1 protein-coding gene is annotated in these 404 nt (G+C 69.3%); it reads right to left on the bottom strand.

Going from position 1 to position 404, the window contains the following annotated elements; all coding sequences use genetic code 11:
• A partial coding sequence (locus Q5L94_RS13395) for a sensor histidine kinase (RefSeq protein WP_317498862.1) occupies positions 1-404 on the bottom strand: 404 nt, incomplete at both ends.

The following is a 404-nucleotide window of genomic DNA, read 5'->3' as shown; positions in this document are numbered from 1 at the left end:
CGACGACCACCCGGTGCGCGCGGAGCGCCCCGCGCAGACGCGCCCGCGCCCCGCCCGCGATCTCGCGCAGGTCTGATGGCACGCGCTTGAGCTTCAGCGCGCCATAACCCAGTCGGGTCATGTCGAGCAGGTTCTGGATGTAGCGGTCTAGCCGTTCGCCTTCGTCGCGGATCGTCTCGGCCATGGAGGCGCGGCCCGCATCGGTCAGGGCCATGTCGGGGTCGGCCAGAGAAGAGGCCGCGCCGATGATCGACACGAGGGGCGTGCGCAGATCGTGGCTGACCGAGGACAGAAGTGCTGTGCGCAAGCGCTCGGCCTCTGAACTGACGCGGGATTGTTCGAGGTCGCGCTGCAGCTCCGTCCGCTCCAGCGCCAGTGCCACCTGGTCGATCAGGGTGTCGAGC

Origin of the sequence: Idiomarina sp. Sol25 (genome assembly GCF_033052775.1) — a bacterium.
GTDB lineage: Bacteria > Pseudomonadota > Gammaproteobacteria > Enterobacterales > Alteromonadaceae > Idiomarina.
Note: the sequence above shows the minus strand (reverse complement) of the source record. Positions and strands in the feature narration are given on the sequence as shown.